General features: G+C 67.9%; 15 protein-coding genes and 1 pseudogene. 6 read left to right on the top strand and 10 right to left on the bottom strand.

The features are described 5' to 3' along the window. Positions 1 to 170: 170 nt before the first annotated feature. A complete protein-coding gene (locus AB0J58_RS37400) occupies positions 171 to 1,589 on the top strand; it encodes a S28 family serine protease (protein WP_364224768.1) in 1,419 nt (472 codons plus the stop codon). Positions 1,590 to 1,956: 367 nt separating this feature from the next. After that, positions 1,957 to 2,376, top strand: coding sequence for an ester cyclase (locus tag AB0J58_RS37395; RefSeq protein WP_364224766.1), 420 nt, complete (start codon positions 1,957 to 1,959; stop codon positions 2,374 to 2,376). Positions 2,377 to 2,463: 87 nt separating this feature from the next. On the opposite strand, the gene AB0J58_RS37390 is transcribed toward AB0J58_RS37395, so the two are convergent. After that, positions 2,464 to 3,429, bottom strand: a complete 966-nt coding sequence (locus AB0J58_RS37390; protein ID WP_364224764.1) for a GNAT family N-acetyltransferase — start codon at positions 3,427 to 3,429, stop codon at positions 2,464 to 2,466. A gap of 303 nt (positions 3,430 to 3,732) precedes the next feature. Here AB0J58_RS37390 and AB0J58_RS37385 point away from each other — a divergent pair, with 303 nt between their 5' ends. Further along, positions 3,733 to 5,382 (top strand): GNAT family N-acetyltransferase, encoded by a 1,650-nt coding sequence (locus AB0J58_RS37385; RefSeq protein ID WP_364224762.1) that lies wholly within the window; start codon positions 3,733 to 3,735, stop codon positions 5,380 to 5,382. Positions 5,383 to 5,512: 130 nt separating this feature from the next. Here AB0J58_RS37385 and AB0J58_RS37380 read toward each other — a convergent pair whose 3' ends face one another. Continuing rightward, on the bottom strand, positions 5,513 to 7,057 hold the full coding sequence (locus AB0J58_RS37380) for an SDR family NAD(P)-dependent oxidoreductase (RefSeq protein ID WP_364224760.1): 1,545 nt from the start codon (positions 7,055 to 7,057) through the stop codon (positions 5,513 to 5,515). Positions 7,058 to 7,254: 197 nt separating this feature from the next. Then, complete coding sequence (locus AB0J58_RS37375) at positions 7,255 to 7,557, bottom strand: nucleoside triphosphate pyrophosphohydrolase (RefSeq protein ID WP_364224758.1); 303 nt, start codon at positions 7,555 to 7,557, stop codon at positions 7,255 to 7,257. A gap of 139 nt (positions 7,558 to 7,696) precedes the next feature. Here AB0J58_RS37375 and AB0J58_RS37370 point away from each other — a divergent pair, with 139 nt between their 5' ends. Then, complete coding sequence (locus tag AB0J58_RS37370) at positions 7,697 to 8,710, top strand: hypothetical protein (RefSeq protein WP_364224756.1); 1,014 nt, start codon at positions 7,697 to 7,699, stop codon at positions 8,708 to 8,710. A 149-nt stretch (positions 8,711 to 8,859) separates the two neighbouring features. On the opposite strand, the gene AB0J58_RS37365 is transcribed toward AB0J58_RS37370, so the two are convergent. After that, a complete protein-coding gene (locus tag AB0J58_RS37365; protein ID WP_364224754.1) occupies positions 8,860 to 9,096 on the bottom strand; it encodes a DUF397 domain-containing protein in 237 nt (78 codons plus the stop codon). Continuing rightward, entirely contained in the window at positions 9,093 to 9,950 is an 858-nt protein-coding gene (locus tag AB0J58_RS37360) for a helix-turn-helix transcriptional regulator (RefSeq protein WP_364224752.1), read from the bottom strand. The genes AB0J58_RS37365 and AB0J58_RS37360 overlap by 4 nt, the downstream gene beginning before the upstream one ends. A 337-nt stretch (positions 9,951 to 10,287) precedes the next feature. Here AB0J58_RS37360 and AB0J58_RS37355 point away from each other — a divergent pair, with 337 nt between their 5' ends. Continuing rightward, complete coding sequence (locus AB0J58_RS37355) at positions 10,288 to 10,779, top strand: ATP-binding protein (protein ID WP_364224750.1); 492 nt, start codon at positions 10,288 to 10,290, stop codon at positions 10,777 to 10,779. 738 nt (positions 10,780 to 11,517) lie between these two features. Here the strand turns inward: AB0J58_RS37355 and AB0J58_RS37350 are convergent. Beyond that, complete coding sequence (locus tag AB0J58_RS37350) at positions 11,518 to 11,970, bottom strand: helix-turn-helix domain-containing protein (protein ID WP_364224748.1); 453 nt, start codon at positions 11,968 to 11,970, stop codon at positions 11,518 to 11,520. An 86-nt stretch (positions 11,971 to 12,056) separates the two neighbouring features. Here AB0J58_RS37350 and AB0J58_RS37345 point away from each other — a divergent pair, with 86 nt between their 5' ends. Further along, positions 12,057 to 13,265 (top strand): MFS transporter, encoded by a 1,209-nt coding sequence (locus AB0J58_RS37345; protein ID WP_364224746.1) that lies wholly within the window; start codon positions 12,057 to 12,059, stop codon positions 13,263 to 13,265. Between the two features lie 99 nt (positions 13,266 to 13,364). On the opposite strand, the pseudogene AB0J58_RS37340 reads toward AB0J58_RS37345, so the two are convergent. The 4 genes and pseudogenes from AB0J58_RS37340 to AB0J58_RS37325 form a co-directional block, all read right to left on the bottom strand. Then, a pseudogene (locus AB0J58_RS37340) lies at positions 13,365 to 13,484 on the bottom strand (aminoglycoside phosphotransferase); the annotation flags it as partial. 148 nt (positions 13,485 to 13,632) lie between these two features. After that, positions 13,633 to 14,730: a glycerophosphodiester phosphodiesterase gene (locus AB0J58_RS37335; protein ID WP_364224744.1), complete on the bottom strand. Its 1,098-nt coding sequence runs from the start codon at positions 14,728 to 14,730 to the stop codon at positions 13,633 to 13,635. A 310-nt stretch (positions 14,731 to 15,040) separates the two neighbouring features. After that, positions 15,041 to 15,277: a hypothetical protein gene (locus AB0J58_RS37330; protein ID WP_364224742.1), complete on the bottom strand. Its 237-nt coding sequence runs from the start codon at positions 15,275 to 15,277 to the stop codon at positions 15,041 to 15,043. A 121-nt stretch (positions 15,278 to 15,398) separates the two neighbouring features. Further along, positions 15,399 to 15,695, bottom strand: a 297-nt coding sequence (locus tag AB0J58_RS37325) for a DUF6879 family protein (RefSeq protein ID WP_364224740.1), incomplete at its 5' end; no start/stop codon positions are given.

Here is a 15,695-nt window from a genome sequence, read left to right as displayed (position 1 = left end):
GGGTCGCCAGGACTCCCCCTGGTCTGGCAGGCGTTCCAGCCACGCCGCGTACGGCCGTCCACAGCCGGCCATCACGAACACTTCCGTAACGCTGGAACCGAGGAACACCACCGACAAAACATGATCGATAGCCTCTTTCAACACCTTATGTGTCAGAAGGAGACATATCAGTGCGAGCACCTTCCGCCCTCATGCTGGCGGTCCTCACCGCCGGATCGGCCTGCATGGCCGGAGTCACCCCCGCAGCGGCGGAACCCGCCCCCGTGTCCTCCGCTGCGGCGGTCGAGGACGAGCTCCTCGGCAAGCTCACGGCCATCCCCGGGCTGACCGTGGTATCGCAGACCCGGTCGATCGGCTACCGGTTCTTCGTCCTGCGGCTCACCCAGCCGGTCGACCATCGTGATCCTGGCAGGGGCACATACCAGCAGCGGCTCACCCTGCTGCACCGGTCCGCCGACGCACCGACCGTGCTCTCCACCGGCGGGTACAGTCTGCCGATCACCCCCCGTCCCTCCCAGACCGAGCCGACCCGGCTGCTGGACGCCAACCAGGTCTCGGTGGAGCACCGCTTCTTCCGGGCCTCCCGGCCGGACCCGATGGACTGGAAGAAGCTCGACATCCGGCAGGAGGCCGACGACGAGCACCGGATCGTCGAGGCACTCAAGACGATCTACACGGGGAAGTGGATCCAGACCGGCGCGAGCAAGGGAGGCATGGCCTCGGTCTACCACCGGCGGTTCTACCCCGACGACGTGGACGGCGTCGTGGCCTACGTCACGCCGAACGACCGGGTCAACCCGTCCGACCGCGCCTACGACGACTTCTTCGCGAACGTGGCCACCCGGGCCTGCCGTACCGCGTTGGAGAACGTGCAGATCGAGGCGCTCAAGCGGCGCAAGCGGCTGGTTCCGAAGCTGGTGAGGGCCGCCGCGCTCGACGGGCTCACCTTCAGAAGGTCACTGGGCACCCCCGACCGGTCGTTCGAGCTGACGGTCCTCGACACGGCCTGGGTGTTCTGGCATTACTCCTGGGGGACCGACTGCTCGGAGGTGCCGGCCACCACCGCCTCCGACGACGAGATCTACGACTGGATCGACGACCTCGCCGACTTCTCGTTCCACACGGATCAGGGCATCGCGCGCTACATCCCGTACTACTACCAGGCGGCGAGCCAGCTCGGCTGGCCCGAGCTGAAGTTCGCGCACCTGCGCCACCTGACCAGGTACCCCAAGCTGTACCAGCCCAACTCGGTGCTCCCTCCCGAACTGCGCCCCAAGCACGACCCGAAACCGATGCTCGACGTGGACCGCTGGGTGCGTAAGGAGTCAAGCCGGATGATGTTCATCTACGGCGAGAACGACCCGTGGAGCGCGGAGCGGTTCACACCCAGCCAGAACGACTCCCATCTGTATGTCGCCCCCCGTATCGGCCACAGCGCGAACATCTCCTGGCTGAGCCCTGCCGATCGTGCCGCGGCGATCGCGACGCTCGAACGCTGGGCCGGGTTGTCGGACGGCGTCACCGTCAACAGCCCCACCCCGCCGCCCCTCCCCGCCGACGACATGCTCCCCACTCGCGGGAAGCGCTGATCTCCCCTCCCGGTGCGGCCGGCCCACGGCCGTACCAGGTCGACGCGTGACCCGAAGTACCGGCCGATCCGGTGGAGAAGCGCCTGAAGTAACGCTCACCACCCGACCGTGCAGGGCCGCGACATGATCATGTACTGCCGGGATCTCTAATGCGATGTTCCTTCGGAAGCACGGGTCCGGCCGGCCCAGGGGCTGGGCAGACCGCCCTGACAGCCTCAGGTCTTCGGCCGCGCGTTCGCACCCTTCACTGAGGTGTTCGCCCCAGTCGTCGCGGCAATCTACATGGCAGGCCTCCCTTAAGAGGCGGCCGGCCTGAGGAGAAAACGCCGCGTCGTACGCATCCACTCGCGGCGAGGGGAGCGACACCATGACCGATGCCCGGAAAGTACGTAACAGGTACACCGCCGCGTTCAACGCCCATGACATGGATGCGCTGCTGCGCACCGTCAGTCCGATCGGGGTGACCGTCAGTCCGGAAGGCCTGTCCCAAGGGCACGAAGAACTCGCCTCATACCTGGAACAGTTCTGGGAGGCCTTTCCGGACGTTCACGCAGTGATCATGGAGTCGTTCGACGTCGACGATGTGGCGATTGACGAGCTGTTGATGGTGGGCACCCATACGGGACCGTACACGTTGCCCGATGGCCGAGTGATCACGGCGACGGGCCGCCCCGTGTCGGTACGCTGCTGCTACGTCTGCACGATTGAGAACGGGCTCATCGTGAGCCTGCGCCTCTACTTCGACCAGTCAGAGTTGCGCGCCCAACTCGGTCTCCCATGTGAGTGACCTTTCCTCAACGGAAGGCGCACCCCCGAGCCTGTCAGGGCGGCCGCCCCGGCCTCCTGGGCCGGGGCGGATCCGTGCTTCCTCGCACTAGGAAACCAGCGGGAGCCCGTAGGCGACCGTCCGGTGCGCGATCTCGAACCCGGTGCGGGTGTAGATGCCGAAAGCCCCGGTCGGGTTGTCGGCGTCGACCCCCAGCCCGGCCTTGTCGTACCCCTGCGCGCGGAACTCGCGCAGCGCGTGCGCGAGCAGCGCGCTCGCCACCCCGCGCCCGCGCCACTCGCGCAGGGTGCCGATGATCTGGATCCACGCCTCACGGACCCCGGTCGCCTCGGTGTCGGCCTCGAAGTAGTGGGTGAGCAGCACGCCCACGCTCTGCCCCGACGCGTCCAGCGCGACGAACGACCCCTCCGGCCGGAACACCTTCACCCCGACGACGGTGTTCCGCCAGGACTCCGCGGTGTGCTGGACACTCCCCCAGTGGTCGACGAACGAGCGGTTACGCACCTCCCGGACGGCATCCTCCAGCTCGTCCCGGTAGGTGACAATCTGGAGCCCATCGGGTAGCGAGACCTCCGGCAGCTCGGTGCCCAGGTCGAGGGCCATCCCGTAGAACCACCGGGCCGGCTCCATCCCGGCCCCGGCGACCAGCGCCCGCAGGCCCTCGTTGCGACTGTCCACCTCGACGTGGAGTTCGAGCGGCCGCCCGGGGAACCGCCGCTCGTGCAGCACCGGGGCGTTGCCGATCGCCCACTCCAGCAGGTGACCCCCCAGCCCCCGGCGCCGATACTCCGGACGCACCCCGCCCCAGAAACTCATCCGATGCACCGGCTCGGCCGCGGCCCGAGCCATGATCACCCCGTACGCGACCAGCCGGCCGGACTCCCACGCCCCCAGCGTGCCCGCGACGGGATCGAGCAGCGGGTTGACGAGCTCCTCGGCGAGGTCGTCCGCGTCCTCTCGCCCCCCGACCTGATCGACCTCGTCGATCGCCACCAGCAACTCCGCCCACGCCTCGACATCGGCCTTGCTCAGCGGAGCCCACTCGACAGTCATGGTCATTGAGCGTAGAAGCAGACCACCTCGGGCGGCGACCGGTTTTCCCCCAGGACGGAGGTGCGGGCCGGTCCTTGACGAGCGAGTGGCCACGCGCCACCGGCCGTGGGCACTCGACCGCCATCACCTCGCGCGCCCGCTCGGCACACCGTTCGCGCTCACGCCCCACGGCCACACCAAACACTCGGCCTGCGCTGACATCAAAGGATGCCGCGATATCCGATGGCTCGTTCATATCCGGACATGTCACTGTATGACGATGTTCGAGAAGGTGAACGCCCACAGAGCCGTCCGAGCGGCCTCATGAGCTTCGGCACCTACGCGCGCCAGGTCCGGAATCAGGATCTGCCGTATGGCCTGCGCTACGTCTCCCTCAGATACGCGGTCGAGCGTTACATGCCCATCGGATACCACGCGACCTGGGACTACGTCACCGGCCGCGCCGGACGGGTACGGAAGGACGAGACCGCCCTGCTCCGCGCGCTGGACATCCTGGAGACCAGCCGGGAAGCCCGGCTGGCGGAGATGGCGGCGTTCGCGCTGCGCCGCACGAGCGAGAAACATGATCGCCGCACCCTGGCCGCCGACGAGCACCGATACCGGCACGGCTGGCGCTGGCCGGGCCCTGACGCGCACGAGGCGATGCACCGAACGGTCCAGACCCTGTGGACCCAGCGCCAGCGACCGCCCTTCCCGGAGGTGCCATCCCTGGTCACGCTGGACTCGACCGTCGCGGACTGCGTGCAGACCTACCTGCGCCGGGACGGAGCCCTGCATCCCGACCATCGGGACATCCTGCGGTCCTGCCTGGCCGACCTGCGTGCCGTACGGTTCGACTACCGTTCGCCCGTCTCCGGGGCGTTCACCTATTTCCTTCGGCTGCACAAGATGGCCGAGCTCATGGCACACGACGCGCTGCCTCTCGTACGCCGGGCATGGCACGGTGACGCGGAGCGGATCGCGGACGTCTTCCTGGCCGCGCGTGGCCAGATGACCTACCTGCCGTGCCTGCACACCGACGAGGAGACCAGGGCCTGGATCGCCGGGGTCGTGGTCGCCCGCCAGGAGACCTGGGTGGCCGAACTGCACGGCCAGGTCACCGGGTTCGCCGCACTGGACGGCCAGTGGCTGGAACACCTGTACGTCGCGCCGGAGGCCCAGGGCCACGGCATCGGCTCAGCCCTGCTCGCCCAGGTCAGAAAGGTACGGCCCGGCCCGCTCGACCTGCACGTGTTCCAACAGAACACCGGCGCCCGCCGCTTCTACGAACGACACGGCTTCACCCTGGTGACACTGGGAGACGGCACCGACAACGAGGAGAACCTCCCCGACGCCCACTACCGGTGGCCGGCCGGCGCCGAACCGTGGCAGCCGGAACCGGCCGGCGGACTCAATGACTCCCTCACGTGCGCCTTCCCCCTCGCACTGGCCGACGACGTTCGCACTGCTGTCGGGGTCATGCCGATCGCCGGACACTGCTCGGCGACGTCCTTTGAGGTCACCGTCGGCGAGGACCGCTTCGCCGTTCCCGAGCGGATCTACCATCCCGAAGCCACCTCCGAGGCGCTCAGTGCACTGTCCCCCGTCCAGCGGGTGATCCTGCACTGCCTCTACACCCGTCACCATGACGGGTTCGTCCGGCAGCGCCACCTCGCTCAGATCATCGGCTCACTGGAGCCGTGGGTCATCCCGTACGTGGCGCGACTGATCGGAGAGTACGTCGTGGAGATCGTAGAGGATGTCCACCGCGTGCTTGATGATCTCGGCAGGCCCGGCTCCGCCGTCCGCACCGCCTACGGGCGATTCTTCGCCGACAATCCGGACTTCCTGACACTGACGGGACAGCGGGTGATCAGCTACTGGAGCTGCTACCACACAGGCGCCTACCCTCGGCTGCGCGAATACCCGGGTCACCTGCTGGTGTCGGCCCTGCGGGCGGCGGCCTCGGCTTGACCGAGCGGATGCGCCCTGGCCTCGGCCCACAAGGTAATCGAACCCGGCCCCCTGCGAGCAACGGTACGGCGGGTCGCCGGCCACCCGGTATGCGGCCACGCGAGCAACCCGTCGAGGCCGTGCGGCTCGCCTACCACGGTGCCTCCGTGTAGTCCTTGAGGAAGACGCCGTGCACCGGGTCGCCCGCCTCGCCGCGCACGATCGGGTCGTAGACCCGCGCGGCACCGTCGATGACGTCCAGCGGCGTCCGGCGATCGAGCCACTCCCGCACCGGCACCGGGTTCTCGTCGGTGATCCAGCCGGTGTCCACGCTGCACATGTACACACCCTGCCGCGCCAGATCGGCGGCGCTGGTACGGGTCAGCATGTTCAGTCCGGCCTTGGCCATGTTGGTGTGCGGGTGACGGCCGGTCTTGTCCGGCACCGCGAACTGTCCCTCCACCGCCGACACGTTCACGATGTACCGGCGCGGGAAGGGCGCGGCCAGCAGCAACGGCAGCAGCCGGTCGATCAGCAGGAACGGCGCGACCGCGTTGATGAGCTGGACCTCCAGCAGCTCGGCCGGGTCCACCTCACCGATCCGGGCCGACCAGGAGTTATGCGCCGACATATCCGGCAGCAGGCCGGACGCGTCCGGCAGCCCCGGATTCACATCCCCAGAAGGCGAGACCGACAGTCGCTCGGCCTCGTCCACGGAAGTCGAGACCAGTAGACCCCGGGTCTCATCCCCGAAAGGGGATACAGGAAGCCCTGGCAGATCCCAAGCCCCGTCACCTGACGGCACCGGAAGGCCCGACAGATCCCGGAGCCCGTCACTTGGAGACGGCAGCGAAAGACTCGGCAGACCCCAGCCCTCATCGGAAGGCGGCATCGGAAGGCCCGACGGACCCCGGTTCCCGTCACCGGAGAGTCGCACCGTAGGGCCCGGCGTGAACCCCGGCACCGCCGACGCCCCCGGCGGAAGCCCGGCCCGCTCCCCCTCGACCAACGCGGCGTAGGCCGACGGCGGCCGGCGCAGGGTCTGCGCGGCATTGTTGACCAGGATGTCCAGCGGATCCCCGGCCGCCAGGAACCGGTCGCAGAGCGCGATGACCTGGCGAGGGTCGCACAGATCGATCCCCACGACCGCCAGGCGCCCGCCCCAGTCACCGCTTTCGGCGAACCTGCTGACCGCGTCGGCCGGAAAACGGGTGGTCACCGTGACATGGGCGCCGTCGCGGAGCATCTTCAGCGCGAGCTGGTGCCCTATCTTCGTCCGTCCCCCGGTGACCAGCGCCCGCCGCCCCGACAGATCGGCACGGGCCGTACGGCGCGCGGTGTTGAATGCCGCGCACGAGGGACAGAGCAGGTGATACAGGCTGCCCACCCGGGTGAAGTGCTCCTTGCAGACGTAGCAACGTCGTGCCCTGCGCAGCTCTCCGGCCGGCTCGCCCACCGGTCTCTCCGAGAGGGGAGCGTCGATCACCCGGTCCGGACTGCCCATCGCGGTCGCCGCCAGCACCGCGGCGTCGGCCTCCTTCGCGGCATGATCACGCTCCTGCCTGCGGCGCCGCTGCCCGTCACGGACCAGTGCGAGCGCCGCGTGCGCGATCCACCTGCGATCCGGATCGTCCAGCGGGAGCCGCCTGGCCTCGCCGAGCGCTCGCAGGACCGTCCAGACGGTCTCGGAGTCCACGTCATCCTCCCGGGGGGTGGGCCGACTGGATTCGAATTCCCCTGTGGGAGAAAGCGCGACGGCCAACTGCGCTACAGCCCCCGCGCAGAACGGCTCGGTTTCGAACCGGCACCTGCGCTCACCCTACCGAGAAGATCAACCCATTTTTGATCATTCGCCGGACTCCGGAGGACCGCGTTAGATCGCCCCGACTACCGTCACCCTTCGAGATAAACGCGTTCGAGGAAGGCACCCCGCTCGGCTCGTTTGGCCTCCGCGACCTTCTCGATGTCCGCCCACTCGTGCCCGTGCACCGTGGCGATGGCCCGCAGCACTTCGAGTACGTCGGCGATCTCCTCCGCCACCTCGGTCACCGAAGCCTCGCGCAGCTCCGCCGACTCCTCGAACAGCTTCTCCAGCAGCGCCGTGCGGTAGTCCGCCTCTCCGAGCACGGTCACCACCGGCTCCCCGCCGTGCTCCCGAATGATCTCCGGAATCCTGTCCCGCACGAGTTTCCCCACGTCAGACTGCCCCTTCGCGCACATACGGCTTCCTTCGGAAAGCCCAGAGGCTACCGGGCTCCTCCGCCGTGCGCGTTCCCCGGTACGAGCGGTGAAAATGGCCTGTATTTCGGCACATACACACCAAGGGTGGCGGCGGATGGATTTCTCTCACTGGGAACAGAGCCCACGCTCCTCGTGGCGCATGGCCGTACTGGTGGGGGCGAACACCCGTACCTACAAGTTCGCCCTCGGCACCGCCCTCCTGGACGCCGCCGCCGAAGGCCGGTCGGAGATCCTGCTCCGGGACCTGGCGGTGCCGTACGCGATGGGACTGGTACGGCATCTCGGCCAGGCACCGCAGATGCGCCTGCGCGCGGAGCGGGGAGAGTCGGACTTCCTCTCGGTGGCCGAGCGAGAGGCCGCCGAGTCGCTCAGAACCGGCAGCCCCACCGAGGAACTGCTGGCGGCGGCCATCCGGAGCATGCCCGGAATGGTGATGCAGAAGTTCCACAACCTGCCCAGCGGCGGAGCGAAGGTGCCGCATCGCTTCTACGAGTTGACCGGACGCTCCCCCGAGCAGGTCGTCCGGCTGAGCAGGGAACTCCGCGACATCGCCCAGTCGGAGCAGGCCGCGACTCTGCGGGGCGAGCTGTCAGCCCGCTGGAGCATCGTGGAGACGTCCTTCGCCGTCGGGATCGGCCAGAGCCTGATCCGTGAGGGTGTCGTCGTGGACATGGCCACCCTGCAGATCACCGACCGGCAACGCCGCCGATCGGTCGCCGGCGTCACCGACGCGGTCATCGGCTTCCAACGTGGCCTCTGCCTGATCTGCACGGACCCCATCGCGCTGGGCATCGACAGCGTCGCCGTCGACCACGTGTTCCCCCTCTCGTTCAGGAGGCTTCTTCCCACCGATGGCAAGGGGACGACACCCGACCTGGACGCGGTCTGGAACCTGGCTCCCACCCACGCGGGATGCAACGGCCAGAAGAGCAACCGACTCCCCACGGAACAGGAGATGTTCAGACTCGCACAACGGAACGAGGCCATCATGCAGTCGCCGGTCCCCCTCAGGAAGACCCTGGAACTGACCCTGAAGCGCAACAAGCACAGCAGCACCCGGCAAGGCGAGTGGTTCACGTTCATCCAGCATGTACGTGACCTGCTTTGAGTCGCTCCGTCTCATCAGAAGACTGATGTTGACGAAACAGCGAACCTCGCCATCCGGGAAGCGGCATCCAGCTCGTGCGTAGATGTCCGAAACAGCGACGGTGACACGAGGATCGCGGTCAGTCATTTCGTTCAAATGAGTTCGCGCGCTCAGGGGCGTCGGAGTTCCCCGCGTTCGATGCCACCGGTGAAGGCGTCGTACTCGGCGTCGGTGAACAGGTGCGGGGCCTTCTCCGGGTTCTTGGAGTCGCGCAGGGCCACGATGCCCCGGTCCAGGAAGGCGACCTGGACGCAGTTGGTGCCGCCGCTGCTGAGGCTGCTGGTGTGCCAGCGGGCGTCGTGGAGTTGGGCTTCGATCCATTCGGGGTCGAGGGTGTCCTTGTTCATGCGAGGTCCTTGGCGATCGTGGTGAGAAGGGGGAGTGATGCCTTCGGCGACAGGGCGTCGGACTTCAGCAGGTCGCTGGCGGTTCGGTAGAGCTCGACGGTCTCGGGCTCGTTCAGGTGCAGAGAGGCGCGCAGGGACTCGATGCACACGAGGTCCCGACCCGTGGGAAAGGACATGAGCATGAAGGGGCCGTCCATTCCCGCGTGCGCTCCGGCGGAGAACGGCAGGACCTGGATCGTGACGGTGGGGTTGGTGCGGGCGAGGTGGATCAGGTGCTCGACCTGGGCGCGCATGCAGGACCGTCCGCCGACTTCCTGGCGCAGCAGCCCTTCGGGGAGCACCGTCCAGATCTTCAGTGGGGATCGGCGCTCCAGCATGGTGCGCTGATGTTCCAGCCGTAGCGCCACAAAATGGTCGATGTCTTCTGGCGTCTTCCAGACTCTGCTGCCTTCGGTCACCGCGCGGGCGTACCCGGATGTCTGGAGCAGTCCGTGAACGGCGAGGGGGTTGAAGACGAACAGGCCGCTGGCGCTCTCCACCTGGGAGAGGTAGTCGCCGAGGGGGTCGTCAACCACGCCTTCGTAGCGCTGCCACCAGTCGGCTTCGCCGGCCCGGCGTACGAGGTCGCGGAGTTCTTCCCGCAGGGCGGGGTCGGTGATGCCGAAGACCTCGAAGAAGTGCGGAAGCTGCTGGATCTTGAGCCCCTGCAGTCCATTCTCGATCTTGCTGACCGTTGAGAGGGACTGGTATCCGAGGTGGCTGGCCGCTTCCTCCTGGGTCCAGCCGAGGGCTTCGCGGACGCGCCTGAGTTCCGCGCCCAGACGCCGACGTCGCGGAGTGGGTTCGACGGGCATGGTCACCTCCTTCCTCGTGGGGAGCGTAGTGCTCGGGACAGCTTGAGGAAACGCCATCCTCTCTAGAGGAAAGACTTTCTTCTAGGAATGACTTGCCCGAGGAGCGGCCTGCACTGCATCATCGAGGCGTGACAGCGAGCAGTGTTCGCGCAGTCACAGAAAGACACGACCGCTGGCTTTGTCTGTACGCCTTCGTGGAGACGTCCCATGTGCGCCGCCGGTCCTGGAAGCAGCGTTGACCTCAGGCTTTCCCACCGGGGCGAAACCAAGCGAGCCCGCCGAGCATCTGCCGACCTGATCGCAGGACTGCCCCCAGTTCCACCCGTTAGGAGCGACGATGCTCATCGAGCACGTTCCCGTCCCGGACCCCGGCGAGCACGGCAGACCCCACAACCGCTTCCGGATGACCGCCTGGTGCCTGCCGCCCGGTAACGCGGCCCGGCGGGCCCGGGAGCTGTTCCGCGATCAGCTGGCCAAGCTGCCGCTGACCGCCGGCGTGCTCGATGAGCTGGAGATCGTGGTCTCCGAACTGGTCACCAACGCCACCCGCTACGCCCCCGGCCCCTACGAACTGCGTCTCCTGCACGACCACGGCCTGCCGGTCAGGGTCGAGGTCGTCGACGCCGGGGCCGGAACCACCCTCATAGAACACCTCCTGCACCGCCCACTCCCCCTGCCCGAACGCCTCGACGACCTCGAACTCGGCGGCCGGGGCCTGCGCATCGTCACCGAACTCACCCACGGCCGCTGCGGCACCCAATGGACCCGCCTCTGCGGCACCGGCCAACTCGGCACCGGCGTCTGGTTCGACCTGCCCACCCAGCCCTGACCTCCCCGACCTCCGGACAGCCGGGACCGTCCCCCGATCCCCGCTGACCCCGGAGCCGGTCCGCGCCAATGGCTCCCCGGCCGCGCGTGGACCGTACAAAAGGCCGGCGTCCACGGACCTGTCCCCCCTTGTCCAGGACGCCGGCCTCCCCCACCCCCACCACCACGGAAAGCACCGGTTCCCATGACCGCACCGGCAAACCCCAAAGGCCACCGCCGTCGCGGAGCAGACCTCGTACGTACCGACCTCCCTGCCACGGAACCCGCAGCGAACACTGACAATGCCACCGACCTGGCACGCGACCTGGAAGCCCACCATCCGGGGTGGGTCATCCTCTGGCGCCGCTGGGCCCGTCGTTACTAGGCCTTCCCTGTCTGGCTCCCCAACACCCCCGGCCCCATCGAAGCCAGAAACGCCCAGGACCTGCTGACCCAGATCAGCGACATCGAATTCCAGCACTCACCACCAGACATCAATAACTAACTCATAGTGAGTCGTTCCCAGCAAGTTGATCGTCGCTGTCGGTGATGGCCGTGCCCTCCTCGGTCGCGGTTGGGCGGGAACGCGTTGGGATCGGTGAGGGCTTTGAGGACCTGTCTTCGGCCGCAGGGCGCTGGCCCTTGAGTAGGTCCGGAGCGACGCTTCGCGGCTACAGGCAGGCGAGTCGGCCGCAGACTCGGCGCTGGTAGAGGGGCATCGATTGCAAGGCCGACGGGACGGATTCTGGCGCAGCTGGGCTCAGGCGGTCTTCCGAACGTGCGATGTCCCGGCGGAGAGCGGCGCGCCGTCTTGGCCGAGCGGGTGGAGTTCGGGAAGCTCCCGCCCTTGGTCGTCGACGAGAATGGAGTGCGGCTCGCCTGAGGCGAAGGCGTGGCGCTCGCCCCATTGGCGGAGGGCGACGACGGCCGTGAAGAGGTCCTGACCGGCTTCGGTGAGCCGGTACGTGTGTCGTCTGCCGTCGGTGGCGGCGCTCTTGTCAAGGATGCCGTGCTCGACGAGTTTGCGGAGCCGGTCGGTGAGGATGTTACGGGCGATCCCCAGCCGCTGATGAAACTCGGTGAAGGCCGTCGCCCCGTCCATCGCATCGCGGATGATCAGCAGGCTCCACCGGTCGCCTATCAGGTCGACGGTCCGTGCGACCGGGCAGGCCGGGTCGGTCCAAGCACTTCCCGCAGCGAGTGTGACGTCCACCGGCCCCCTCCATGATGAGTTGCAATCTGAAACCAGTATGCCCTAGCCTCAAATAGGTTGCATTTTGAAACTCACCGGAGGACGATGTGTCGCCAGGATTGACCGGGAGGCAGCGGGCCGTGCTCGCGCTGGTGTGCGCGGTGGCGGTGTCGACCATCTACGGCATCCAGCCGGTCCTCGAGGCCGCGGGTGAGGACCTCGGGTTGGAGGAAGGAGAACTGGGGTGGCTGGTCGCCGCCGGCCAGATCGGCTATCTCGCGGGGCTGGTGCTGCTGGTCCCGCTCGGTGACCTGTTCGACCGCCGCAGACTCATCACGGTGCACTTGCTGCTCACAGCAGCAGGTGCGGGGGTGGCCGCCGCCGCACCCAGTGGTGGCATCGCGGTCGCGGGCCTGGCCCTGGCCGGACTGTTCGCCGTGGTCGTCCAGATCACGGTGGCCTACGTCGCCGCCGTCTCACCGACCGGCGAGCGTGGCCGCAACATCGGAGCGGTCACCTCGGGCGTGGTCATCGGGATCCTCGGAGTGCGGGTGGTCGCGGGCGCACTGGGCGAGCTGACCGACTGGCGCATGGTCTACCTCGTAATCGCCGGGCTTTGCGCGATGCTCGCGCTCGCCGCCCGATTCACCCTTGAGGCCGACATCCGCCGCCCCCGAGCCCGGTATGGGCAGTTGCTGTCATCGCTGGGTCGTCTGGTCGTCGGCGACAGGCTCTTCCTCAGTCGGGGACTGGTCGCGTTCTTCCTGTTCGCCTCCTTCGGCACGTTGTGGAGCGGACTGGCGCTCCCGCTCGGCGACGCGCCGTGGCACTTCGGCACTACCGAGATCGGACTGTTCGGACTCGCCGGTCTCACCGGGGCTCTGGGCGCGGCCCGAGCCGGCCGATGGGCCGATCGGGGCCTGGCGCCCTCGGTCACCGGCTGGTCGCTGGCCCTGCTCATAGCCTCGTGGCTGCTGATCGCTCAAGCGGGGTCATCGCTGTGGCTGTTGATCGTCGGCGTCATCGCCCTGGACTTCGCCGTGCAAGCCGTTCACGTCAGCAGCCAGCACCTGCTCACCACCGCCCGCCCCGACCAGAGCAGCAGCGTCATCGGCGCCTACATGGCCTTCTACTCCCTCGGCTCCGCGCTCGGTGCGATCACCACCACCTGGGCCTACAGCGCCGCGGGATGGTCGGCCGCCAGCCTGCTCGGCGCAGCCTACGCCGCACTCGGACTCCTCGTCGCCACCTCGACCCGACATTTCACCGCCCTACCGCAGGCGCGACAACCACTTGAGCGCGTGGGGAGCGGTTGATCAGCGATGGGTCGTTGCGATGAGGCGTCGCAGTGCGGCGTGCGCGGGTGGGCCCCAGGTGGGCTTGCCACCTGGGCGGCCGTGGACGCCGGCGTCTCCGATCTGGTTGTCCCAGCCACGCGCGCCGAGCCGCACCGGGCAATCGGCCAGGTCGGGGTGCTGGTCGCGCAGCAGATCCCGCACCAGCTCCGCGGTGATCTCGATCTCGGTATGCGTCATGCGGAGCAACGGTAACCGGATGCCGGCCGCCCGTTCCGGCTACTGGAAGGGGAGCCGGGAGAGAACGGAGCTCCCGTGGTGAGGATGTCTTGGAGTGACAGACCTCTTCCACGACAGCTCCGCTGCTCCTGACCGAACGGCGCTGGTCCTAGAAGACGCGCTCCCTGACGGCGTTGGCCATGCCCGGGTCGTCGGCGAAGACGCCGTCGACGCCGAGGGAGTAGAGCTTCTCCAGCCAGCCCATCACGTTGCCGGTGGCTCGCGGGAAGGCCGGGCTCACCGGGTTCCCGAACCGGAAGTCCACCGGGAGCTGCGAGTTCTCGTTCCTGATGGTCCAGGTGTGGACCATCAGGCCGGCCCGGTGGGCGTCCCGGATGAGCAGGGAGGGCTGCAGGAGGCGGCCGTCGGGGCCGACGGGCACGATCCGCCTGGTGTCGGCACCGACGCCGTCCGCGTAACTCGCCACATCGCGCAGCCCCGCAGGAGTGACCATGGTGTCGTAGGTACGCGGGTCTCCGGCCGCGATCCAGTCGTACGGGGCACCGGCGGCGTTGATCAGCTGGGCCAGCGGCAGCCTGGTCTTCTTGCTCAACTCGCGTAGGTTGGCGGTCTCGAAGGACTGGATGAAGACCGGGTCCCGGCTCCCGCGCCAGCCGTGCCGGCCGAGCACCTCCAGCAGCGGCTCCTCCAGGGAGAGGCCGATGGAGTCGAAGTAGCTCGGGTGCTTGGTCTCGGGGTAGACCCCGACCCCGCTCCGCTTGGCGAGCGCGACGACCTCGTCGAAGGTCGGAATCTCCGCGAGGCCGTTGAAGGCGGTGTTGTCCGGGCGCAGGTCGGGGATGCGCTCCTCGGCCCTGAGCGTCTTCAGCTCGGCGAGCGTGAAATCCTCGGTGAACCAGCCGGTGATCGAGACGCCGTCGATGGTCTTGGTCGTACGGCGCCCCGCGAACTCGGGGTGGTTCTCGACGTCCGTGGTGCCGCCGATCTCGTTCTCGTGCCTGGCGACCAGCACGTGGTCCTTGGTCGCGACCAGGTCGGGCTCGATGTAGTCGGCGCCGAGCGCGATCGCGGCCTCGTACGAGAGCAGGGTGTGCTCGGGCCGGTGCGCGCTGGCGCCCCGGTGGCCGACGATGATGGGTTCGCGGCCGCGGGGCTCGGCGGTCGCGGGTTCGGGTTGTTGCAGCACAACGGCGACGGTGCCGGTCGCGAGGACCGCCAGCGCCGCGGCCAGAAGCCTACGGATCATGTCAGGACCGTAGGAGGCCCAGATGACCAGTGGAACAACGACTCACGAAGGAAGAGAGTCACGGAGGCAGCCAGTCACGAAGACCGATGATCCGGCTCGGGGAGAACGCGGTCTCGCGCCCGGCTTCACCCGTGGTCGCGCGCATCGGTCGGACGGCGGCGTACATGGATGACGCTCAGAAGGAAGTCGCGGCAGCCCGCTGGCCGACCGTCGAGAGCTTCCCTAGGACACCAAGTAACAGCCCGAACGCAACCCCACGGTCACGGTGCCGATGGTCGCCCCCGCATCCAGGAAGTTGCAGAATGTTGCGCTATTTCGCGGAGGATAGCTCCTCGGCAACCGAAGTGATGATCTGGCGCGCGGCCTTCCCGTAGAGGGCGACGCTCGCGAGGTGACCGAAGGCGTGCGTCTGACGCCGGAACTCCTGGTACATGGAGTGGATCGACCGTACGGTGGCGATCAGATCCGGGATCTGGTCCTCGGTGTCGCAGATCCGGCACCAGACCCGGAGCTCTTCCTCGGTAGGGGTTTTGCCGCCGTGCTCCATGCGGCTGACCTTGGTGTAGTGTCAGCCCGCGTCGGCCGCCAGGGCGCGGCCGGTGAGGTCGGCGCCCGTACGAATCTCACGAAGGCGCTGTCCGAGAGCTTCGGCGGCCCGCTGGGCGGGGCTAGGTTGGCGGGTACTCACTGTGCGGAATCGCGAACTTCCAGACGGTCTCGAAAGCGCTCTTGCACAGCGCCATGTCGCCTGGATCGGTGGAGGTCACCTTCGCTCTTCCCAGGCCGTTCCCGGCGTAGTGGAGGAACACCACCAGGCGATCGTCGAACAGGTAGAAGTCGTTGCCCGGCAAGGGGATCGACGAGACCAGACGGCGAGGAACCCAGCGGATGTCCTCGCCGGCTTCCACCATCTGATGAGCGATGCTGTACGACCAGCGCTGATAGTCGCTCAGTGGCTCCGACAC

This window comes from Streptosporangium sp. NPDC049644, from assembly GCF_040675205.1.
Classification (GTDB): Bacteria; Actinomycetota; Actinomycetes; order Streptosporangiales; family Streptosporangiaceae; genus Streptosporangium; species Streptosporangium fukuiense.
This window is presented reverse-complemented; position numbering and strand designations above follow the sequence as displayed.

Excerpts from the sequence above, each read along its gene's own strand:
- AB0J58_RS37390 (WP_364224764.1), bottom strand. The coding sequence starts at position 3,429 with ATGACTGTCGAGTGGGCTCCGCTGAGCAAGGCCGATGTCGAGGCGTGG.
- AB0J58_RS37395 (WP_364224766.1), top strand. The coding sequence starts at position 1,957 with ATGACCGATGCCCGGAAAGTACGTAACAGGTACACCGCCGCGTTCAAC.
- AB0J58_RS37360 (WP_364224752.1), bottom strand. The coding sequence starts at position 9,950 with ATGCCCGTCGAACCCACTCCGCGACGTCGGCGTCTGGGCGCGGAACTC.
- AB0J58_RS37335 (WP_364224744.1), bottom strand. The coding sequence starts at position 14,730 with ATGATCCGTAGGCTTCTGGCCGCGGCGCTGGCGGTCCTCGCGACCGGC.
- AB0J58_RS37355 (WP_364224750.1), top strand. The coding sequence starts at position 10,288 with ATGCTCATCGAGCACGTTCCCGTCCCGGACCCCGGCGAGCACGGCAGA.
- AB0J58_RS37365 (WP_364224754.1), bottom strand. The coding sequence starts at position 9,096 with ATGAACAAGGACACCCTCGACCCCGAATGGATCGAAGCCCAACTCCAC.
- AB0J58_RS37385 (WP_364224762.1), top strand. The coding sequence starts at position 3,733 with ATGAGCTTCGGCACCTACGCGCGCCAGGTCCGGAATCAGGATCTGCCG.
- AB0J58_RS37370 (WP_364224756.1), top strand. The coding sequence starts at position 7,697 with ATGGATTTCTCTCACTGGGAACAGAGCCCACGCTCCTCGTGGCGCATG.
- AB0J58_RS37330 (WP_364224742.1), bottom strand. The coding sequence starts at position 15,277 with ATGGAGCACGGCGGCAAAACCCCTACCGAGGAAGAGCTCCGGGTCTGG.